This window comes from Sulfurovum xiamenensis (assembly GCF_030347995.1).
Taxonomy (GTDB): Bacteria; Campylobacterota; Campylobacteria; order Campylobacterales; family Sulfurovaceae; genus Sulfurovum; species Sulfurovum xiamenensis.
In genome coordinates this window covers 62,764-82,483 of record NZ_JAQIBC010000006.1, presented here as the reverse complement: position 1 = coordinate 82,483, position 19,720 = coordinate 62,764, and the positions used below count along the sequence as shown (strand labels likewise).

General features: G+C 40.4%; 24 protein-coding genes and 1 riboswitch. Of the genes, 18 read left to right on the top strand and 6 right to left on the bottom strand.

Annotated elements, in window-relative coordinates; translation table 11 throughout:
• Positions 1-58 precede the first annotated feature (58 nt).
• The 5 genes from PF327_RS08845 (at position 59) to PF327_RS08825 (ending at position 3,273) form a co-directional block, all read left to right on the top strand.
• Complete coding sequence (locus PF327_RS08845) at positions 59-589, top strand: peptidylprolyl isomerase (RefSeq protein WP_008241730.1); 531 nt, start codon at positions 59-61, stop codon at positions 587-589.
• Positions 590-1,495: a tRNA 5-methoxyuridine(34)/uridine 5-oxyacetic acid(34) synthase CmoB gene (cmoB, locus tag PF327_RS08840; RefSeq protein ID WP_008241731.1), complete on the top strand. Its 906-nt coding sequence runs from the start codon at positions 590-592 to the stop codon at positions 1,493-1,495. It begins immediately after the preceding gene.
• Between the two features lie 134 nt (positions 1,496-1,629).
• Positions 1,630-2,289 carry a winged helix-turn-helix domain-containing protein gene (locus tag PF327_RS08835; protein WP_008241732.1) on the top strand — a complete coding sequence of 220 codons (660 nt, stop codon included), beginning with the start codon at positions 1,630-1,632 and terminating at the stop codon, positions 2,287-2,289.
• A 287-nt stretch (positions 2,290-2,576) separates the two neighbouring features.
• Complete coding sequence (locus PF327_RS08830) at positions 2,577-2,960, top strand: thioesterase, FlK family (RefSeq protein WP_289402209.1); 384 nt, start codon at positions 2,577-2,579, stop codon at positions 2,958-2,960.
• Positions 2,961-3,012: 52 nt separating this feature from the next.
• Complete coding sequence (locus PF327_RS08825) at positions 3,013-3,273, top strand: hypothetical protein (RefSeq protein ID WP_008241734.1); 261 nt, start codon at positions 3,013-3,015, stop codon at positions 3,271-3,273.
• Positions 3,274-3,297: 24 nt separating this feature from the next.
• Here PF327_RS08825 and PF327_RS08820 read toward each other — a convergent pair whose 3' ends face one another.
• Positions 3,298-3,903: an MBL fold metallo-hydrolase gene (locus PF327_RS08820; RefSeq protein WP_289402208.1), complete on the bottom strand. Its 606-nt coding sequence runs from the start codon at positions 3,901-3,903 to the stop codon at positions 3,298-3,300.
• Positions 3,904-3,917: 14 nt separating this feature from the next.
• Here PF327_RS08820 and PF327_RS08815 point away from each other — a divergent pair, with 14 nt between their 5' ends.
• The 5 genes from PF327_RS08815 (at position 3,918) to PF327_RS08795 (ending at position 9,536) form a co-directional block, all read left to right on the top strand.
• Entirely contained in the window at positions 3,918-4,745 is an 828-nt protein-coding gene (locus PF327_RS08815; RefSeq protein WP_037999752.1) for a ferritin-like domain-containing protein, read from the top strand.
• On the top strand, positions 4,742-5,653 hold the full coding sequence (locus PF327_RS08810) for a tetraacyldisaccharide 4'-kinase (RefSeq protein WP_289402207.1): 912 nt from the start codon (positions 4,742-4,744) through the stop codon (positions 5,651-5,653). Before PF327_RS08815 ends, PF327_RS08810 begins: the two co-directional genes overlap by 4 nt.
• Positions 5,650-6,501 (top strand): acetylglutamate kinase, encoded by an 852-nt coding sequence (gene argB, locus PF327_RS08805; protein ID WP_008241738.1) that lies wholly within the window; start codon positions 5,650-5,652, stop codon positions 6,499-6,501. The genes PF327_RS08810 and argB overlap by 4 nt, the downstream gene beginning before the upstream one ends.
• Positions 6,502-6,625: 124 nt before the next feature.
• Positions 6,626-6,700, top strand: a riboswitch (cyclic di-GMP riboswitch).
• A 248-nt stretch (positions 6,701-6,948) separates the two neighbouring features.
• Positions 6,949-8,415, top strand: a complete 1,467-nt coding sequence (thrC, locus tag PF327_RS08800; RefSeq protein WP_289402206.1) for a threonine synthase — start codon at positions 6,949-6,951, stop codon at positions 8,413-8,415.
• Positions 8,416-8,429: 14 nt separating this feature from the next.
• The gene (locus tag PF327_RS08795; RefSeq protein WP_289402205.1) at positions 8,430-9,536 is read left to right on the top strand and encodes a 3D domain-containing protein; all 1,107 of its coding nucleotides are present in this window, start codon (positions 8,430-8,432) and stop codon (positions 9,534-9,536) included.
• Here PF327_RS08795 and abc-f read toward each other — a convergent pair whose 3' ends face one another.
• Positions 9,537-11,471: a ribosomal protection-like ABC-F family protein gene (gene abc-f / locus PF327_RS08790; protein ID WP_008241741.1), complete on the bottom strand. Its 1,935-nt coding sequence runs from the start codon at positions 11,469-11,471 to the stop codon at positions 9,537-9,539.
• A gap of 96 nt (positions 11,472-11,567) precedes the next feature.
• Here abc-f and PF327_RS08785 point away from each other — a divergent pair, with 96 nt between their 5' ends.
• From PF327_RS08785 to PF327_RS08765, 5 genes are read left to right on the top strand one after another with little or no spacing between them, the layout of a single operon-like run.
• The gene (locus PF327_RS08785) at positions 11,568-12,839 is read left to right on the top strand and encodes a M48 family metallopeptidase (RefSeq protein ID WP_289402204.1); all 1,272 of its coding nucleotides are present in this window, start codon (positions 11,568-11,570) and stop codon (positions 12,837-12,839) included.
• Positions 12,829-13,665 carry a peptide chain release factor N(5)-glutamine methyltransferase gene (prmC, locus tag PF327_RS08780; RefSeq protein WP_289402203.1) on the top strand — a complete coding sequence of 279 codons (837 nt, stop codon included), beginning with the start codon at positions 12,829-12,831 and terminating at the stop codon, positions 13,663-13,665. Before PF327_RS08785 ends, prmC begins: the two co-directional genes overlap by 11 nt.
• Positions 13,662-14,141: a DUF4149 domain-containing protein gene (locus PF327_RS08775; protein ID WP_289402202.1), complete on the top strand. Its 480-nt coding sequence runs from the start codon at positions 13,662-13,664 to the stop codon at positions 14,139-14,141. Before prmC ends, PF327_RS08775 begins: the two co-directional genes overlap by 4 nt.
• A gap of 4 nt (positions 14,142-14,145) precedes the next feature.
• Positions 14,146-14,634, top strand: coding sequence for a DNA-deoxyinosine glycosylase (locus PF327_RS08770; protein WP_289402201.1), 489 nt, complete (start codon positions 14,146-14,148; stop codon positions 14,632-14,634).
• Positions 14,634-15,485 (top strand): symmetrical bis(5'-nucleosyl)-tetraphosphatase, encoded by an 852-nt coding sequence (locus PF327_RS08765; RefSeq protein ID WP_289402200.1) that lies wholly within the window; start codon positions 14,634-14,636, stop codon positions 15,483-15,485. The genes PF327_RS08770 and PF327_RS08765 overlap by 1 nt, the downstream gene beginning before the upstream one ends.
• Before the next feature lie 29 nt (positions 15,486-15,514).
• Here PF327_RS08765 and PF327_RS08760 read toward each other — a convergent pair whose 3' ends face one another.
• Both PF327_RS08760 and PF327_RS08755 read right to left on the bottom strand, forming a co-directional pair.
• Positions 15,515-15,682, bottom strand: a complete 168-nt coding sequence (locus tag PF327_RS08760) for a hypothetical protein (protein WP_155993613.1) — start codon at positions 15,680-15,682, stop codon at positions 15,515-15,517.
• Between the two features lie 24 nt (positions 15,683-15,706).
• A complete protein-coding gene (locus PF327_RS08755) occupies positions 15,707-16,036 on the bottom strand; it encodes a hypothetical protein (protein WP_289402199.1) in 330 nt (109 codons plus the stop codon).
• A 150-nt stretch (positions 16,037-16,186) separates the two neighbouring features.
• On the opposite strand from PF327_RS08755, the gene PF327_RS08750 reads away from it, so the two are divergent.
• Genes PF327_RS08750 through PF327_RS08740 form a run of 3 tightly spaced genes read left to right on the top strand, consistent with a single transcriptional unit; the run spans position 16,187 to position 17,758 of the window.
• A complete protein-coding gene (locus PF327_RS08750; RefSeq protein WP_289402198.1) occupies positions 16,187-16,693 on the top strand; it encodes a YeeE/YedE thiosulfate transporter family protein in 507 nt (168 codons plus the stop codon).
• Entirely contained in the window at positions 16,693-17,295 is a 603-nt protein-coding gene (locus tag PF327_RS08745) for a YeeE/YedE thiosulfate transporter family protein (protein ID WP_289402197.1), read from the top strand. The genes PF327_RS08750 and PF327_RS08745 overlap by 1 nt, the downstream gene beginning before the upstream one ends.
• A gap of 16 nt (positions 17,296-17,311) precedes the next feature.
• Positions 17,312-17,758 (top strand): DsrE family protein, encoded by a 447-nt coding sequence (locus PF327_RS08740; protein WP_289402196.1) that lies wholly within the window; start codon positions 17,312-17,314, stop codon positions 17,756-17,758.
• Between the two features lie 96 nt (positions 17,759-17,854).
• On the opposite strand, the gene PF327_RS08735 is transcribed toward PF327_RS08740, so the two are convergent.
• Positions 17,855-19,033 (bottom strand): glutathionylspermidine synthase family protein, encoded by a 1,179-nt coding sequence (locus PF327_RS08735; RefSeq protein ID WP_289402195.1) that lies wholly within the window; start codon positions 19,031-19,033, stop codon positions 17,855-17,857.
• A 3-nt stretch (positions 19,034-19,036) separates the two neighbouring features.
• Positions 19,037-19,627: a UPF0323 family lipoprotein gene (locus PF327_RS08730; protein ID WP_008241768.1), complete on the bottom strand. Its 591-nt coding sequence runs from the start codon at positions 19,625-19,627 to the stop codon at positions 19,037-19,039.
• Positions 19,628-19,720: the final 93 nt, after the last annotated feature.

Here is a 19,720-nt window from a genome sequence, read left to right as displayed (position 1 = left end):
CGTTAAACGCGTTATAATAAGCACATATTAAATAGATACATTATGAAAAGGAAGATAGATGAAAAAATTATTGGTCGCTTTGCTCTTTATAGGTTTGGCTGTTCAAGCCTATGCAAAAGATACGATTGTAGTACTTGAAACCAATGTAGGGAAAATAGAATTAAAAATGTATCCTGAAGTGGCACCGCTTGCCGTTGAAAACTTTACTACGCATGTCAAAAACGGTTACTATAATGGACTTATTTTTCATAGGATCATTAAAGGTTTCATGATTCAGGGTGGTGACCCTACAGGTACAGGAAGAGGCGGTGAGTCTATCTGGAAAAAAGATTTTGCAGATGAATTCGCACCCAATGTTGTATTTGATAGACCGATGTTGTTGGCTATGGCGAACCGCGGACCTAAAACAAACGGAAGTCAGTTTTTCATTACACTTGCGCCAACCCCTTGGTTAAACGGTAAACATACGATATTCGGTGAAGTGATTTCAGGTGAAGATGCAGTACGTAAGATGGAAAATGTTTCGACGGGTAGAGGGGACAGACCAATGTTCGATCAGGTTATTCAAAAAGCATATATCAAAAAATAGATGGATTTAAACAGTTTACGAGATGAGCGTAAGAAATGGCTTACGTGGAAAAATATCGCACCTTTTCAGGATGCTATCAGATCACTTAAAACGTATGAGAATGTTGAGGTAACGCTTGGAGATAGGGTTGAGGTTCAGATCAAGGACCTTAGTCGACAGGATGCCCAGCAGATAAAAGAGACGGCACTTCTGATGAAGCCCTGGCGAAAAGGGCCGTTTCAGATCAATGATCTTTTCATAGACTCTGAATGGCAAAGCCAAATAAAATACAATCTGCTAGAACCGCATTTTAACCTGAAAGACAAGGTTGTGGGTGACATAGGATGCAACAATGGATATTACCTGTTTCGTATGTTGTCCCAGGAACCTAAAAAACTGATAGGCTTTGATCCTTCTGCTATCTATTATTCCCAGTTTCAGTTCATCAACCATTTTATCAAGTCTGACATTGTCTATGAACTATTGGGTGTAGAGCATGTAGAGTTCTATGAACATAAGTTTGATACACTCTTCTGTTTGGGGGTGCTCTATCATAGGTCTGACCCTATTGCTATGCTGAAGTCACTTTTTAAAGGCCTTAATAAAGGCGGTGAACTCATTCTAGATACCTTTATGATAGATGGTGAAGGCGAGATGTGTCTGACGCCTAGAGACCGTTATTCAAAGATACCAAATATCTATTTCGTTCCTACGGTCAATGCTTTAAAGAACTGGTGCTTCAGGGCTGGGTTTGAAACTGTTGAAGTATTGGAGATCATGAAAACAGAACCGACTGAACAGAGAAAAACAGAGTGGATAGAGACACAAAGCCTGGAAGATTTCCTCGACCCTGATGATCAAACAAAGACCGTTGAGGGGTACCCTGCTCCTAAAAGAGTCTATATAAAGGCAATGAAATCACTTTAAAACAGCTTAAAAATCCCTATTCTTAAAGTTACTTTTATTTTTAAATAAGGTTGATTTAGCTATAAATACGCTAATAAAAGCAAAAAGTCGACAAAATTTAAGTTTTTAAGACTTTCTTACTGGATTGGAAAAGAATGAGAATATTAACCGTAGGTTTCAATGATGAATACGTTAAGGAACTTGAAAAAGAGTTAGATAAATACTTTATTTGTATTGTTGACAATGCAAAAGATATGTATGATGCGACCAACTTTACAGACTTTAGACATTATGAACTGGTTGTGATTGTGGATGAAGGTGTAAAGTTTTCACTTGAGCGTTATGTGAATGAAGTTAAAAAGAAAAAGAGCGAAACGAAGATCATGATCTTGACAAATAATGTCAAAGCACAATCTGCTTTCTTTTCGTTGGGTGTAGATGATGTGATCTATCAGCACGGTGAATATCCTGATCTTATTGCTGCAAGAGTATTGGCAAATATGAGACACTTGTTCGGTACACAGGTGAACATCGATAAGCTTGTGATCGACATTGCGAACAAAAAGATCGAATATGATGAGAAGATCGTTTCTCTTAATGGCAAGACATTTGATATTTTGGCATACCTTGCACTTCGTAAACAACGTGTTTTCTCAAAAGATGAGATCATTAATGCACTCTGGGAAGAGCCTGAGTATGTCAGTGACAACACTGTAGAAGTGGCGATCAATCAGATCAGAAAACGATTGAAGAGTATACTTGGATTTCAGGTGATTCATACAGTACGTAGACGCGGGTATAAATTCTCTTATTAATTAGTTCTTTTCTTGTTTCCATCATCCTGATGGGAATATATCTTTCCTCTTGTTCCCACTCGTGAGAGTGGGAATGTATACTTAAATTTTCGTATTTAAGAAATATTTCCTCCTATTTTAACTGTGGAATTGTTTCCCCTTTCTTTTTTTTAGAAAAAACGAAACCAAAAAAGCGTCACTGTTCTCGTATCGCTTCGCTTTCAAAGTCGTTCACAGTGACATGGCACACTTCGTGTGATTAATAGACAATTTTTAGATATAATCTTCAAAAATGTTGAGGATAGACTATGCAATTAAATACCCATCTAAATATTAATACGTCACTTTGCGGAAAAGTGACCAAACTTCAAGAAAATTATGCAGAAGTACTTTTACATACCACACAACAGATGGCAGCAGATGAAGAGGGATTGGTCCATGGCGGTTTTATATTTGGTGCGGCAGATTATGCAGCTATGTCCTCAGTGAACGATCCGTATGTGGTACTGGGTGCTTCAAGTTCGAAATTTATAGCGCCTGTGAAGGTCGGTGATACAGTATTGTGTAAAGCTTCGGTTGTCAATACCAAAGGTAAGAAATCTGAGGTAGGAGTAGAGGCATTTGTCAATGGAAAATTAGTCTTTGAGGGTAGCTTTACAACGTTCGTACTGCCTTCGCATGTACTAGGCTAACAGAAGCTTATGCTATACTTCACTTTTTAAATACAAATCAAGGTAAATGACAATGAAAAAATTCTTTCTCTATGTGTTTCTGGCTCTGGCAATATTGGGTGCGATCTTTACATATATTCTTTACAGTGAAGGTGCATTTGAAAGCTATGAACCGGAAACAAAAAGTGATCTCAAACCTTTTATGAAGTGTGAAGCAGGAAAATGTGGCACCGGAAAGTGTGCAACAGGAAAACCGGAAACGGCAGAAAAAAGTGATCTAGGACCTTCTATGAAGTGTGAAGCAGGAAAATGCAGTACAGGAAAATGCGGTTAATCTTCAATAAATCAGAGTAGAGGATCAAAGCGTCCTCTTCACCTGCTCTATCCAAAAAGGTATGACCCTTTGTTCTGCTTTCAGGGTCGTGCTCATGCCATGGCCGGGATAGATCGTATAATCGCCGTCTATGGTGAGCGCTTTTTCTAAACTCTTTACCATCTCTTCTCCGCTTGATGAAGGGAAATCCCATCTTCCGATACTCTGTTCAAAAAGAAAGTCCCCACTGAACCATACATCATCGATCTCTATAATGGAGCAGCCAGGTGTATGTCCCGGAAAGTGACGGTATTTGATCTTGATCCCCTCAATGGTCAGTTCTTCATCACCTACGATGATATGGTCCGGTTCACTCGGAGGCGTACCTTGCCCAAGAGGATCATCTGTAAGCATAAATGCATCACCTTTGGGACAATAGATAGGCAGCCTCAGTTTCTCTTGAACCTCCGCATTTGACCATACATGATCAAAGTGTCCATGGGTGTTCAGTATCGCAACGGGATTGGTGACATTGTCAATGACCCATCGGGTGGCACCCATACCGGGGTCTATGATAAAATCTTTTCCATCCACTGTAGCGATGTAACAGTTGGTTTGGTAAGCTCCCATAGGTTGTATTTTGATTTGCATGATATAATTCTCCTATGAATATATTTAGTCTTTTAGAACGTGCCATTATGAGTGATGATATTCTTATAAAAGAGGAGTTGACCGCTCAATGTTTGGCATATTGTACCAAAAATGAAATAAGGTGTGATGATGATTTTACGCCTCAATTATTTTCAAAACCTTCCTATGCCTCCAAATGTCACATTGTAGATCCGCGAGAATTGCCTGCGAGAAAAGACTTTGAAAGTAGAGAGGGCTTGGCCACATTGGTTCATGCCATTGCACATATAGAGTATTCTGCGATCGATCTGGCACTAGATGCGGTGTATCGTTACCCCAATATGCCTAGCGATTACCAAGTTGATTGGCTGGAAGTGGCCAATGACGAGATACGGCACTTTAAAATGCTGCAGAGTCTGTTAACAGAACTGGGATATACCTATGGGGATTTTCCTGTACATTGCGGGCTTTTTGATGCGGCTGAGCATACTGCAGGGAATATCTTGGAGCGTATGGCGGTCATCCCGCGTTATTATGAAGCATCAGGTCTGGATGTCAGTCCCCAGATAATGAAAAAACTGGACAACAAGCGTAAAAACCCTCAGGTAAAAAAACTGATAGAGGCACTGCAGATCATTTATGATGAAGAGATAGAGCATGTACACAAGGGTGATAAATGGTTTAAATACCTCTGTAAAGCAGCAGGAAAAGAAGAGGGAAGTGAAGAAGCGGTCTATTTTGAGATACTTGAACGTTATCAGTTGCTTTCAAAACACCGTCCCTATGTCAATGTAGAAGCAAGAAAAGAGGCAGGGTTCTCCTGTGCTGAGATCAAAAAACTGGGTGCGAAGGAGTGTTCATGAGAGCATTTTTTGAAACGATGTTCTTTGTACCAAAGTGGTATCATTACCCTTTGATTCTCCTTCTGTTTCCTCTCTCACTCATCTATGGAACCATCATGTCTCTGCGCAGAGTGGTCATTTCCCCAAAAGACTTCGGCATCCCCATTATCTCTATAGGGAATCTTATCGTTGGGGGGAGCGGGAAAACACCTTTTACTATAGCACTTGCTACACGCCTTGAAGATGCAGTGATCATCTCCCGCGGGTATGGCCGTAAAAGTAAAGGGCTGGTCGAGGTCAGCTCTAAGGGTAGGATACTTGTTGATGTGACACAGAGTGGAGATGAACCTATGTTAATGGCACAGTCATTGCCTCATACAAGTGTGATCGTCAGTGAAGATAGGGCCTTAGCCATAGAGCTTGCCAAAGAAAGAGGTGCAAAGTGTATCATTTTGGATGATGGATTTAACCGTGTCGGGATAAAAAAATTTGATATTGTACTTGAACCCGAACAGATCAAAAACTATCTCCCTTTCCCTGCAGGGGCATTTAGAGAATTCTGGTTTAATAAAATGTACGCAGATATCGTGGCAAAAGAGGGAAAGACATTTCATCGAAAAGTGGTGTTTGAAAATCTTCAACCTAGAATGATATTGGTAACGGCCATCTCACATCCACATAGACTTGATGCCTATCTGCCTGAGGGAGTGGTCCATAAAGTCTATTTGGAAGACCATGCCTATTTTGAGGAAGAAAAACTGAAAATGCTCCTATCTGACTATGCAGCACAGAGTCTTCTTGTAACGCAAAAAGATGCGGTAAAAATGCAGGATTTTAAGTTACCTATCTCTGAAATGAAGTTAAAATTACAGATTCAAGAGACTATCTTTACTCAGGTAGATGAATATATAAAGGGATATCCAGAATGAAAAATAATATCAATGTTGTAAAAACGCTGCTTGAGGCTTTACCGTTTATCAAAAAGTTTTCCAATGAAAAAATAGTGATCAAGTATGGTGGTTCTGCCCAAACGAGTGATGCATTAAAAGAACAGTTTGCACAGGATATTGTACTTTTGCACCTTGTAGGAATGAAACCTATTATCGTACATGGTGGAGGTAAAAGTATCACAGATCTTCTTGCCAATTTAGGGGTAGATACCACATTTATCGATGGACAGCGTGTAACGACTAAAGAGGTGATGCGTATCGCTGAGATGGTATTGAGCGGAGAGATCAACAAAGAGATCGTATCCCTGCTTGATAATCATGGGTCTAAAGCGATCGGGATCTCTGGAAAAGATGGCGGTTTTTTAAAGGGGATCCCTAAAGATTTTGAAAAGTTCGGTTATACGGGTATGATCGAACATGTCAATCCTGAGATCGTCAATAATATCATTGAGGACGGTGCGATACCTGTGATCGCTCCTATCGCGGGAAGCAGTACGATGGGACATCCTGGATTCAATATCAATGCGGACCTTGCAGCAAGCAAAATAGCCGTAGCCTTGAAAGCAAGAAAAGTACTGTTCTTGACGGACACGCCTGGTGTGTTAGATAAAGAGATGCAGCTGATCACCAATCTGAGTATAGAAAAAACCGAAGCCCTCAAAGAAGACGGAACGATACAAGGGGGTATGGTACCTAAAGTGGATGCCTGTATAGAAGCATTGCGTGGTGGTGTCAAAAAAGCACACATCATCGATGGTCGCGTAGAGCACTCATTGCTTCTGGAAATTTTGACCAGTTCTGGTGTAGGGACCTGTATCGAACTCTAGAGCAATAAATTGTATAGGTTAAATGAGAAAAACAATAAAAAATTATAAATTTTTAAATTTTTTTTAGAATTTAAGTTCTTTCTCTTAGGTAAGTGTGTTATAATTCTTTCATACGGTTATACTGTATTGAAAAAGCCAAGTTCATCGCGAGGTGGGTACGGAAAGTTATGGGTCTCACGTAGATCGCCAGACTACCAATAGAGATATAAACTCATTCTATCTATTAGAAAGTTTCATTTCTTCTATTACCTGAGTATTTTAGTGTTTGTTTGTCTCTATGATTTTATTAGTTGACATTCTTTTCCCTAAATCATTCTTCTCCTATTATTGTAGGGCAAATAGATACTAGATACTTGAGTTTACTTCAGATTTTATTCCCCCTAATTTCTTATAATCCTTAGCTTATTTAGCTATAATTATCATTCATATAAACATAGGATAATATAGATGCAATTTATTGAGACACGCGGAAATGACGGACAGAAACCTTCATCTGTACCATTTTCAGAAGCAATACTCAGCCCAAGTGCTAGTTTTGGTGGGTTATATGTACCCAAAGAACTCCCAACGTTAGATAGAGAATACCTAGAGGGGCATCTCTCCAGCCATTATAAAACATTGGCATTGGATTTTTTGGAACAATTTGGTATAGATATTGAAAAAGAAGTACTGGTAGAAGCGTTAAAAAGATATGATGCATTTGATGATCCTTCAAATCCTGTACCGCTTTCCCAGATCGAAGATGACTGCTTTGTCTCTGAGCTCTACCATGGTCCTACAAGAGCCTTTAAAGATATGGCTTTACAACCTTTTGGGTATGTGTTAAGTAAATTGGCGCAAAAAAGGGGTGAACACTATCTTATCATGGCAGCGACAAGCGGAGATACCGGTCCTGCCACACTCGAAACCTTTAAAGATCAGGAAGGTGTGCAGGTAGCATGTCTTTACCCGGATGGGGGTACATCCGATGTTCAAAGACTGCAAATGGTTACAGAAGATGCTTCAAATCTGAAAGTGATCGGTGTGAAAGGTAATTTCGACGATACGCAGAATACTCTCAAAGATCTGCTTGCCTCTGATGACTTTAAGGCTGAATTGGAAGAGAGAAATATCAAACTTTCAGCAGCAAACTCTGTAAACTTCGGGCGTATTATCTTCCAGATCATTTACCATATCCACTCCTACCTGGAGTTGGTACGTAAGCAGAGCATCCAAATGGGTGAGAAGATCTATCTGGTTGTTCCTAGTGGTAACTTCGGGAATGCTTTAGGTGCCTATTATGCAAAAAAAGCAGGTTTACCGATAGAAAAGATCCTTATCTCATCCAATATCAATAATATTCTGACAGATTGGATCACCAAGGGGTCGTATGATCTTACAACACGTACACTCATACAGACAGAATCACCGGCTATGGATATTTTGAAAAGTTCTAATGTTGAACGTATTATGTTTGATAAATTCGGTGCAGCACGTACCAAAGAATTGATGGAAGGATTGGCCAAAGACGGCAAGTACCAGTTGAGCACAGATGAACTCGCACTGTTGCGTGAAGATTTTGATGCCTCTTTCTCAGATGATGAAGAGTGTGAAGCTGTGGTAGGCGAATATGCAAAAAAAGGGTACATTATGGACCCGCATACAGCCACATGTATGAGAGCCTATAAAACATTAAGAGAAAAAGATCTCAAAACGGTGGTCTACTCGACTGCAGAATGGACCAAGTTCAGTCCGTCTGTTTCAAAATCACTGGGACATGAGGTCAAAGATGATGTAGAAGCACTGAAATGGGTGAGTGAACATGCAGGTGTATCTGTACCGCCTATGATAAACGGGCTGTTCGAGAAACCTGTGATCCATTCGGTCATCGTTGAAAAAGAGTCCATTAAAGGAGAGATGTTAAACTTTTTATAGTTTAGCATAACGTAATGTCCAGAAATCACTTGAGATTTTTTTTACTATCCTATCTATGTCTGGAAACAGCCGCTGCAAAGTCGATGATAGACTGCAGGGTTGTCACCGCTGGTATGACCACGTGTAACCCTTACGGGGCGAAATTTCTTAAAGCTAAAGAGATCATTTATGATGTGAATAGGAAAAAATTGATCAGGGCAAAAACGTTACCTGTTCCTGAAAAAAAGCGTTTTCTCAAAGTGGTTTCCGTAGAGGATATGATAGAACGGCATGTAAAAGTCCAAGAGTCTGTACGTTTTAAGGGAAGTGAAAAAGCATTTACAAAGTATACAGAAACAGAAGAACCCATCGCCCAAGTCATACTTGATGATAAGATAGAAGAGATAGAGACTTGTGAAGCCCCTCCCCGTATAGAAAGAGAACTTGTAGAAACAATCATAGCTGAAGTGCCTGAGAAACCTCAAATTATTTACGGTAAGTACAGGGTTGTAAGTGGCGATGCACTGAGTAAGATCGCAAAGAAATTTGGCTTAACAACACAAGAGATCGCAAAAATGAACGGTATTCGGATCCAATCTCCTCTGCGTATCGGACAGAAACTAAAACTCCCCTTTGAACAAAAGAGGATTGATGCAGTCTCTTCTGGCAATTACTTCATCAGGGAGGGAGATACGATCATTTCCATTGCCAAAAAGTTTGATCTTGAACCTGAAGATTTGATGCAATTTAATAAGATCAAAAGCAATGCGATCATACGTACAGGTAGAATGATCAGACTTCCACTTCCTCATATACTGGCACATCTAAAAACAGAGAAAAGGCTTCGTGTCACCGCCACTGCGTATACGTCGCATGTGGGACAAACAGATGAGACACCTTTCCTGGCAGCATGGAATAATCGTCTGCGTCCGGGTATGAAGATCATTGCAGTTTCCAGAGATATGATAAAAAAATATGGCATGCGTAATGGGACAAAAGTCCGTATCGGTGGTTTACCTGGTTACTATACGGTACGCGACAAAATGAATAAACGCTACCAAAAGCGTATCGACATCTATATGGGGCTTGATAAAAGGAGAGCGCTACGTTGGGGAAGACGCAGTGTCATGGTATACTGGTAATTAAAGAGACTCAAAAATTTCCAAAACTTCCAGATATCTGTCACTTTTTTCTTCATACACCTTCTCAAGTTTACTCAGTTCCTCACTCAGTGCAGTCAAACCTTTTTCCTGATAACACTCCGGATCCTGTAAACATGCATTAAGCGCAGCTATCTGCTGTTCCAGAGCTTCGATCTCATCAGGCAGGGTATCATAATCCCTTTGCTCTTTATAACTCAGTTTTGTCTGTTTTTTGACAGTGACCGGTACCTCTTTTTTTTCAGAGGTCTTGACCTCTTGTTCGAGCGTATCAAGCTCTTTCATCTCTTTTTCTATCTCCAGGTACTCCGTATAGGTCTGATAAGACTCTTCAACCACACCATTTCCTTTAAAGATAAAGAGTTTAGAAGCGATTTTGTCTATGAAGTAACGGTCATGTGAGACAAAGAGTATGGCACCTGGAAAGTTGATAAGTTTCTCTTCTAGGATATTAATGGTCTGGATGTCCAGGTCATTGGTAGGTTCATCCAGGATGAGACAATCCACTTTTTTAGTCAAGAGCAATGCCAATGCCACACGGTTTTTCTCTCCGCCAGAGAGCATGCCGACTTTTTTAGCCAGGAACTCTTTGGGAAAAAGAAACGATTTAAGGTAGCCGTAGACATGAAGATTGACACCCTGTACTTCTATGTGGTCTCCCCCGTCAGGGCAAAAAGTCTCGATCAGTGTTTTTTCATTGTCAAGCATCTCTCTGTGTTGGTCAAAATAACCTATGGAAAAGTCTCCCTGCTTGATGAGTCCGCTTTGGGGTTTGATCCGTCCAAGCATCAGTTTCAATAGTGTAGATTTTCCCGCACCATTGATACCGACAATGGCTATTTTATCTTTCTGAAGGATACGTGTCGTAAAGTTCTCTATGAGTTTTTTCCCCGGAACCGAGTATGAGATATTTTCAAGTTCAAAAAGCATTTTTTTTCTCGATACCCCTTCATCACGGTTGAAATGTTTTTTCTCACGTTCAAGTTCTACCATCATCTTTCGAATGAGTGTAGGGTTTTTCTTCGCTTCATCACGAAGCTCAAAGACACGTTTTTTACGTCCCTGATTACGCTTTTCTCTAGCCCTTACCCCTTTTCTAAGCCAGGCTTCTTCCTGTTTCAGCAGTCTAAGAAGGTTCTCATGCCCCTTTTTCAAAGCATGCATACGTGCCTCTTTTTGTTCGAGGTAACTCATATAACCGCCCGTATAACTGACAAGTTGCTGGTTATCCACTTCTACCACACGTGTGGCTACAGTATCGATGAAATGCCTGTCGTGTGAGATAAAGAGTAGGGTGAAATTTCCCTTAAGAAGCATCTCCTCCAAGAATTCGACCATATAGACATCAAGGTGGTTGGTCGGTTCATCAAGAAGTAGTACATCGGGTTTTTTAAGTATGAGAGATGCCAGGGCTACACGACGCTGTTCACCTCCGGAAAGCGAGACTACGGGGCGATCCTCATAGGCTTTGAGCTGAAACTCCTGCATGACACGTTCGATCTTGTCATCAAGGTTCCAGGCATTGTGATGGTCCAGAAAAGAGGAGACTTTTTCCAGTTGTGTGAGCAGCTCTTCATTTTCAAAATCTTCCGCCACTTTGAGACTCAGTGTATCATATGCTTCTTTGGCTTCTTTGAGTTCAGTCAGTTCATTGAATATCGCTTCTCTAACTGAAAGAGCTGGATCGAAGTGGGGCTGTTGTGCGAGCATCTCTACCTGTATCGAACTGTTCACTACCCTTTTCCCGTCAGTAGGTTCTTCTTCTCCCATGATTATCTTCATCAGTGTAGATTTTCCACAGCCGTTTTGACCCACGATAGTGACACGTTCTCCCTCATCCAGGTGGAAATCAACCCCATTGAGAAGCAGCTTGATGTCATATTGTTTTTTGATGTCAAAGAGGTCGATGAGTGCCAAAATGGTTCCTTATGATAGATTGTTGCAATTATAGCAAATAGAGTGGCTTTTAAGGCTTGATTTGGTATATTTCACCATTATATACCAAGGAAATCTATGCTGGAAACCATTATTATCTTTTACTCTCTCTACACCTTTATGAAACTCTATATCTCTGCTATGCAGATAGGGTATATCAATGAAGAAAAAAGAAAAACGCCTGTACTGATGCCGGCAGACAAATACCTCACAGCAGGAAACTATGCAGTGGCGAACGGAAAACTTTCTCTTGTGAGTGATTTTGTAGATTATCTGGTATTTATCTGGTGGGTATTTGGAGGTTTTGCCTGGCTCTCAACACTGGTTCAAGTAGAAGGTAACATCATGCAGGCCGTTGTGTTCCTGTTCGGTTTTGTTATAGTCAATTATGTCATAGGACTTCCTTTTGAACTCTACCAAAAGTTCAAAATAGATGAAGCGTTTGGATTTAATAAAATGACGGCGAAAATGTATATGATAGATATGATCAAAACAAGCCTGTTGTTTTTCATTCTGGGCGGTGCGGTTTTTGCACTTTTATCCTGGATCATAGAGAATTATGCCACATGGTGGATTTGGGGATTTGCAGCCATGTTCACCGTAGCAGTGCTGGCAAATCTTTTGGCTCCCACCTTCATGGCCCTGTTTAATAAGTTCTCTCCGCTCGAGGAGGGGGAACTCAAAGAAAAAATTACGGCAATGATGGGTCAGGCCGGACTTAAAAGTGACGGTATCTTTGTGATGGATGCTTCTAAACGTGACAGTCGTTTGAATGCATTTTTCGGTGGATTGGGTAAGAGTAAACGTGTGGTTCTTTTCGATACATTGTTGGAAAAGCTTAACACTAAAGAACTCCTTGCCGTACTGGGGCATGAATTGGGTCATTTCTCTCATGGGGATATCTGGAAAAATATAGGGTTGATGGGTGTACTTCTTTTTATCGCATTTTATCTCTTTGGCCATTTACCGGATGCACTCTTTACACAGATGGGTGTGATTCCTGAGGCAGGTGTCCAAATCGCGATGTTGATGTTGTTGTTACCGCTTGTGAGTTTTGTCTTTACGCCGTTTATGTCCTATGTTAGCCGCCATAATGAGTATGCTGCAGATGAATATGGTTCGCAAATGGGCGGCAAAGAGAACCTGGTATCTGCACTGATGAAACTTGTGACAGAGAACAAAGCATTTCCCAAATCACACCCATTGGTGATCTTCTTTTACTATACGCATCCGCCGGTGCTTGAGAGACTCAAAGAGTTAGGGTTTGACGCCTCCAATACGATCGCAGGTGAAGCAACTACACTGCCGAAAGAGGGTATTTTCGCACATATGGACAGAAATGACGATTAAAGAGGGACTCCTTTGGGGCAAGGAAGCACTTAAAGAGGTGTGTGAACGTCCTGCTTTTGAGGCAGAACTGCTTTTGGCCTATCATCTTGGACAGGACCGTACCTATTTGATGATACATGAAAATGACACTCTCCCCGATGTGGATCAATTTCAAACGCTTATTCAAAGAAGAGCTGCACATGAGCCTTACGAATATATCGTCGGTTCAGCCAGTTTTTATGACATTCATTTGGAAGTAGAAGAGGGGGTACTGATACCCCGTCCGGAAACGGAGATACTTATAGACCTGGTCGCAGAGATCATCGAAAAAGAGAAGATCACCCGTATCGCTGAAATCGGTGTAGGGTCGGGTGCGATCTCCATTGTGTTGGCCCGTAAATTCCCTCAGCTTCGGATCATTGCAACAGATATTTGTGAGACACCACTCAAAGTGGCAAAGAAGAACATTGAAAGATTCGGAGTGGGTGAACAGATAGAACTTCGCAAGTCCCACCTTATAGATGAGGTACATGAAGATCTGGAATTGGTGGTTTCAAATCCTCCTTATATCGCAGAAGATTTTTTACTTGAGTCCAATGTCATTGACTATGAACCCAAAGAAGCACTGTTTGGAGGAAGGATAGGGGATGAATTGCTCAAAGAGATCATTTTGGATGTGAAGCATCGAGGTATACCCTATCTTGCTTGTGAAATGGGGTACGATCAAAAGGAGCCGATACAAGCGTTTGTCAATGAAATCGGTGTAGAATATATAAAATTTTATAAGGACCTGGCACAGTTTGACCGGGGATTTGTAATTAAATTCAAAAAAAGTGAGTCAGTATGAACAGATATTTTCGGATGATAACCATGACCTACCTTATATTTTTGAGTGCGGCTCTTGGCGCAGGACTTTTTGCCGGTATTGTCGTAGCACCTGTCACGTTTCACACAGAACAATGGCTGGGTAGTGAAGTGCTCACACAGTTTCAAGAGGGACAGATTATGACAGAGAACTTTTTGAGGCTCTCTTATCTGGTAAATGTACTGTTGGTGTCAGTGGTACTCTATGAAGGGTATAAGTTCAAGAAGTTTGAGAGAGATACACTGACACAGGTTGCCACATTTTTAGTCTTGGCTACAGGGCTTCTTTTTTCCCAGTACTATATACCTGATATTATTGCGATGCAAGAACAAGGTGTGGAGGCAACGAATTCAGTAGCCTTTCTCAATACGCACAAAGGAAGCGAGATCAATTTCAAGATCTTTTCGTTGGCTCTGATTGTACTGATCGCACAGAATATGCGTAAGGCGTGCAAGTAGCAGTATGAGTGAAATTTTAGCACACCCTTTCAAGCCTATCGTATTTAAAGATACCCAAACACTCATTCTGGGTTCTTTCCCCAGTATCCAGTCTTTTGAAAATAATTTTTACTATGCACATCCACGCAATCAATTCTGGAAGATCCTTGAAAGTGTGACATCCTACCCTGCAAACACTCGTGATCAGAGACTCTGGTTGCTTAAAGAGTCTAAATTAGGACTTTGGGATATGGTCAAAGGATGCAGCAGAGAGAACTCTCTTGACAGTTCTTTGGAAAATGAAGAGGTTAATGACCTGGCTGCATTTTTGGAAGCGCATCCGAGTATTACCAGATTGGCTTTTACCGGGAGAAAAGCAGAGGCATTGTTTAAAACACACTTTTCACACCTGGATATAGAGACAGTCTATCTCCCTTCACCTTCTGCTGCCTATGCAAAGATGAGCTTTGAGCAGAAAGTAGCCGAATATAAAAAACAGTTGGGGTACAGTTAATGGCAGTATGGGCTATAGGTGATATACAGGGGTGCTACAACTCCTTGAAAGCATTACTGGAAAAGATATCGTTTGATGTCACACAGGATAAACTCTGGATCGCTGGTGACCTGGTCAACAGAGGTGAAGGTTCACTGGAAACACTGAAATATCTTTACAGTATCAAAGAAAATGTTGAGATCGTTCTTGGTAATCATGATATCACCCTTATAGCAGCTTATTATGGTATCAAAAAATCCAATCCAACCATTGATCCTATACTTGAGTCATCTGAAGCCAAAAAGCTCATAGATTGGCTTAGAGGACAAAAGTTGTTGCATGTGGATTATCAGCTTGGGTACTGTATGGCCCATGCGGGTATCTCTCCTGAATTTGATCTGGGTATGGCCATGAGATATGCAAAGCGTGTGGAAGAGAAACTACAAAGTGACCATGTTTCTGTTTGGTTGGAACAAATGTTAAGACAAGGAAGTAACCGTTTTAACAGGAAGGCGAGCCTTATAGATATCGACCGTTATATTGTCAGTGCCTTCACACGTATGCGGTTTTGCTATGGTGACCATAGACTTGATTTTGACCAAAAAGGTCCGCCTACAGACGAACTGAGAGAACAAGAGTTAAAACCCTGGTTTGAATGTGATTATCGTAAAGATATCCATCTGCGTATTATTATGGGGCACTGGTCGGCTTTGGGATTTTATGAAGATGAGCATGTATTGGCTCTGGATACCGGATGTGTATGGGGAGGAAAACTCACGGCTGCACGTATTGACAGTGAAGACGTGGAGATAGTTTCTGTAGAGTGTAGTAAAGCAGATAAGGATGAAGAAGAACAACCTACGAGTGTTTAAGTGTTGTTGTCAATGCAAAGATGACATGATCATTTTTTATCTCTAGGCGGTATCAGTCTATTATCTTGACCGATGTGTTTTCTATATTCCAATTCTTTTGGATCTCTTCGCATAATGTGAAAGAACATAAATACATACCCACCTACGACTATAATCAGTACTACGAGACAGAATATAATGATTTTCCAAAGCTCCATACGTCACTCCTTTGTGATTCATTTTTAATCATTACATCCATTAGGTGGTACACCATCTTTTGCATATTTCACTGCATAGGCATAAATCTCTTTCCACCACTCTTCTTTGATCGTTTCTATTACAAGGTTTGGACAGATATTTTTTGCTTCCTGCGGAAACTTACCAGTTTCATAGATCTCTTCCCACTCTGCCTGTAAATGGTTTCTAGCAAACATCACACCTGAAAATTTACACTTTTTATAGAAGTGTTTCTTATAGAGTCGTTGTCCTTTTTTTACACCTGCCATAGAATTTGTTGGTATAGACATCGATATGAACAGCGAAAGTGCTACAGCTCCGATTACTTTTTTCATATATTTTCTCCTTGATTGGTTTTAATAAAAGTATATATTAAAAACGTTAAGTTAAGCTTAACGTTTTTAATTTCTATATAAGCAATCTCTGCTTATAATAAAACGTTAAGTAAGACTTGACATTATATAGATCTAAATAAAGGATAAATGATGCCTCGTTCAATACCTTGGTGGCTTGGTGGTCTTTTAATGGCTTTACTATTTTATTACACTTTCTCTACCTGGGGTGCTAATCGTCCCATTGGTGCATCAACCGGCATGTCATATTTTGCCAATTTGATCTTTGATCTAGATACAGAGCAGTATGAATATGCTGCGATCATAGAGAAATCCGGTGCATGGGAAGCCGTCATGCTCATCGGTGTATTTTTTGGAGGACTTTTTATGTCTACAGTTGTTACCAAAACATTTCATCTAAGTTATATTCCTACACTTTGGAAAGAAAGAAAAAACACTTCGATTCCTTCTCGTATGGTTTGGAGCTTTATTGCCGGATTTCTTTTGATATTTGGAGCGAGATTGGCTGGAGGTTGTAATGCAGGACATATCTTATCTGGCGGTAGTCAACTGGCTGTTAGTGGTATAATATTTGCTGTAGTCGCATTAGGTACTGGGATGATCACCGGTAGATTTTTTTATAAAAAAAGGAAAAAGTGATGATTGATGATATCATTAAAATGTTCGATGTGGTATCAGGTCAAGAACATGGATCTATTGTAAAGGTGCTGCTTATTGGGTTTGCTTTTGGGGCTATTATCTTATATTCACGTCTCGACAAATTTGAAAAGATGGCCGGTTTTATGATATTTGAGGATACGCTTGTCCCTAGAATGGCTATGACCACAGTAGCACTATCAAGTGTAGGGTTTTACTTTCTTGTCGAATCAGGTTATGCAACGTATAATATTAAACCGACGATGCTAGGTGGTCTTATCATCGGTGGAATCCTCTTTGGGATAGGTTTGGTTATTTTAGGTAAATGTCCATCAGCATTTCTTGTTTCAGTTTCTGAAGGGCGTCTTGATGCATTGGTAGGTGTGATCGGCGGGATGTTCGGTGGGTATGTTTTTACGATCGGGTATCCCTATATACAGCAAATCTTAGGGCCTGACCTGGGTAAGATCAGAGTACCGGATTTTTTTACAGAACATAGTCTGCTTATTGTATTCACGCTAAGTGGCATTTTACTGACCATTGCATTTTTGCTACCGACCATAGAGTACGAAGACCCCGCTGATATAAATGAAAAAAATAAATAATAGGAGAAGTGTGATCATGAAAAAGTATATATTTTTAATCGTAGGTTTAGTGAGTTTGATGCAGGCACAAGAGTACAAGTCCGTTTTTGACTGTAGTTCAGATAATGCCCGCTTTGTGATGTCACGTATGAATTTAATAGAAAGAACCATGGGTATGATCGAACAAAATGGCGACAAGGCTGACTTTGCCATTACACTGCATGGAGGATGTGTTCCCATGGTCTCAAATGTGTATGATGAAATAGTACCTGATGAGGATATGCCTTATATAAAAATGGCACAGGAGACCATTACACGATTGGCTCAAAAGAAAAAGGTGAAGATCATCGTCTGTGCCATGTCATTGAATGCAAATGCGATTGACGAGAAAGAGGTTTTGCCGTTTATTCAAATATCTAAAAATAGTTTTATAGATACGATCGGTTTACAAAATAAGGGCTATGCACTGATGACATTTAAGTAAATCTATACATCACTTTAAAACCTTATAAAATAGAATGTTATAAGGTTTTAAAAAAAGATATATTGTTTCTAGCGGTGTACATTGTGTACACGCTTATTACTGGACGATATGCCCTACGAATTTAGACATATTATCCAGGATCTTTCCACCTTTTCTAAAACCAAGTCCACAGGCTTCGTACGCATAAAATACACCTGCCTGATAAGATTGTCCCTCAATATCTGACGCCAGTTCGGTATAGGCCTGGTAGACCATTTTGTGACTGTCGTAGTCTCCTTCAATACTCTCAGACTCCTGTCCGTTTTCATCCAAGATAGTGACACTGCCTCCCTCTCTTCCAAAGACAGGTTTTTTCACCTGTTTTTTCCCTTCTAACGGTTCAAAAGAACTCTCAAGTAGCAGAGGGTGGTTCGGATAGAGGTCCCAGAGGATCTTAAGCAGCCCTTTACTTTGAAAAAGCAGGGTATAGGCCGGGTTGAAGATAATCGCTTTCTGGCTTTTGATGATATTGGTCAGAAGCATCGCCAGATCTGACTCTTCCAGTGCAATGTCTTCCCAAGGGATAAGCTTAAACCAGAGTTCATAGTTCTTATCTTCATAAAAGATACCCTCATCCGGGGAGAACTCTATCTCATCGATGTAGGCAAACTCTGTGTTAAAACCTGCTTCAGTGGCGATATGCTGCAGGAGTCGAACGGTATTCTCTTCTTCTGAATTTCCTTTGACTGAGGTAAAGAGAAAGTTCCACCCGTCATAACGTTCTTCAAAGGTAGAAACATCTTCTTCCAAAGTCACCAGACGTTTAAAATTCTCTATAAGTGCTTCATAGAGTGCATTGAACTGATGTTCTTCTTCAAGAGCGTTTTTTTTGAGCATGGCCCACTGTACAATAGCAGTTTCAAACAGGGCAGTCGGTGTATCTGCATTGAATTCTAAAAGTTTTATGGGTTTCCCGTCCACACCACCGGCTAGATCAAAACGTCCGTACAAATGCCAATGTACATCATTTTCCCATGATGCCTTGATCACTTCAACAAGATTAAAAGGTATACCAATCTCATGAAAGAGATTATTTTCTATGACGTGTTCGGCTGCTTCTACAACCATGTCATAAAGTGTGTTGGTTGCTTCATAATACGCTTCAGCTTCCTCTTCAGAGATGATGACCAGTTCATTAGAGATATAACTCGAGTCATCACGGTCTGTATGCCATACAAAACCGAGTGATTCTAAATAGTCTGTGTCCAATGGTGTGGTTTTTTGTAACTTTAACATCATTTATCCACCAAAGAAACCGCCGGTACGGCTTGAAGTACTTTTACTACCGAAAAAACCGCTTCTCTTAGCACTTCTGTTTTTAGCTGCGTCAAAACTCTTTTGACTTCTTGTATAGGTAGAGGGAGATTTGTATCCTGCTTTTCTGTTGTTTTGGTAGTTTTGGTTACCAAAAAGTTTGGAACCTATCCATGAACCGATGACTGCTCCAGCCATACTTGAAAGAAGTATTTCTCCCAGACCCATACCACCTTGCTGGGACATTTGAGGATTTTGCTCTTTGGTCAGGTTGGAGGTTCCATTGTCGATCTTGGCTGACTCTTCTGCTACAAGTGCATCCATTTCTGGTTTGGTCAATACACGTTCGGTTCCATCTAGTTGTTTCAGTACGATACGTGTCTCTTCCGCGGGAAACTCATCTTTGATCTTGTATTTTCCCGGTGCAGTCTCTTCTATAATGACGAATGCATTTTGTGCTTTAGCTTCCTCCTGCTGTTGCTGGTTATTGCTAAAGCAACCTGTTACACCAGTCGCTAAAAGCGTACCAAGACCAGTAGCAGTTGCTATGGTTGAAAGTTTTCTTAAATGTTTCATAGTGTATCCATAATTATGTTTTGGAGAATCATATCAAAATATGATTAATAGAAAGGAGGGAAAAATGTTAGGAAAGGTTAAAACAGAGAAGGA

Coding starts and splice junctions, on each gene's coding strand:
- PF327_RS08760 (WP_155993613.1), bottom strand. CDS start 15,682: ATGGAGCTTTGGAAAATCATTATATTCTGTCTCGTAGTACTGATTATA.
- PF327_RS08765 (WP_289402200.1), top strand. CDS start 14,634: ATGGCAGTATGGGCTATAGGTGATATACAGGGGTGCTACAACTCCTTG.
- PF327_RS08785 (WP_289402204.1), top strand. CDS start 11,568: ATGCTGGAAACCATTATTATCTTTTACTCTCTCTACACCTTTATGAAA.
- PF327_RS08825 (WP_008241734.1), top strand. CDS start 3,013: ATGAAAAAATTCTTTCTCTATGTGTTTCTGGCTCTGGCAATATTGGGT.
- PF327_RS08750 (WP_289402198.1), top strand. CDS start 16,187: ATGCCTCGTTCAATACCTTGGTGGCTTGGTGGTCTTTTAATGGCTTTA.
- thrC (WP_289402206.1), top strand. CDS start 6,949: ATGCAATTTATTGAGACACGCGGAAATGACGGACAGAAACCTTCATCT.
- PF327_RS08820 (WP_289402208.1), bottom strand. CDS start 3,903: ATGCAAATCAAAATACAACCTATGGGAGCTTACCAAACCAACTGTTAC.
- PF327_RS08815 (WP_037999752.1), top strand. CDS start 3,918: ATGAATATATTTAGTCTTTTAGAACGTGCCATTATGAGTGATGATATT.
- PF327_RS08770 (WP_289402201.1), top strand. CDS start 14,146: ATGAGTGAAATTTTAGCACACCCTTTCAAGCCTATCGTATTTAAAGAT.
- PF327_RS08735 (WP_289402195.1), bottom strand. CDS start 19,033: ATGTTAAAGTTACAAAAAACCACACCATTGGACACAGACTATTTAGAA.
- PF327_RS08835 (WP_008241732.1), top strand. CDS start 1,630: ATGAGAATATTAACCGTAGGTTTCAATGATGAATACGTTAAGGAACTT.
- PF327_RS08830 (WP_289402209.1), top strand. CDS start 2,577: ATGCAATTAAATACCCATCTAAATATTAATACGTCACTTTGCGGAAAA.
- cmoB (WP_008241731.1), top strand. CDS start 590: ATGGATTTAAACAGTTTACGAGATGAGCGTAAGAAATGGCTTACGTGG.
- argB (WP_008241738.1), top strand. CDS start 5,650: ATGAAAAATAATATCAATGTTGTAAAAACGCTGCTTGAGGCTTTACCG.
- prmC (WP_289402203.1), top strand. CDS start 12,829: ATGACGATTAAAGAGGGACTCCTTTGGGGCAAGGAAGCACTTAAAGAG.
- PF327_RS08730 (WP_008241768.1), bottom strand. CDS start 19,627: ATGAAACATTTAAGAAAACTTTCAACCATAGCAACTGCTACTGGTCTT.
- PF327_RS08775 (WP_289402202.1), top strand. CDS start 13,662: ATGAACAGATATTTTCGGATGATAACCATGACCTACCTTATATTTTTG.
- PF327_RS08810 (WP_289402207.1), top strand. CDS start 4,742: ATGAGAGCATTTTTTGAAACGATGTTCTTTGTACCAAAGTGGTATCAT.
- PF327_RS08755 (WP_289402199.1), bottom strand. CDS start 16,036: ATGAAAAAAGTAATCGGAGCTGTAGCACTTTCGCTGTTCATATCGATG.
- PF327_RS08740 (WP_289402196.1), top strand. CDS start 17,312: ATGAAAAAGTATATATTTTTAATCGTAGGTTTAGTGAGTTTGATGCAG.
- PF327_RS08795 (WP_289402205.1), top strand. CDS start 8,430: ATGTCCAGAAATCACTTGAGATTTTTTTTACTATCCTATCTATGTCTG.
- PF327_RS08745 (WP_289402197.1), top strand. CDS start 16,693: ATGATTGATGATATCATTAAAATGTTCGATGTGGTATCAGGTCAAGAA.
- PF327_RS08845 (WP_008241730.1), top strand. CDS start 59: ATGAAAAAATTATTGGTCGCTTTGCTCTTTATAGGTTTGGCTGTTCAA.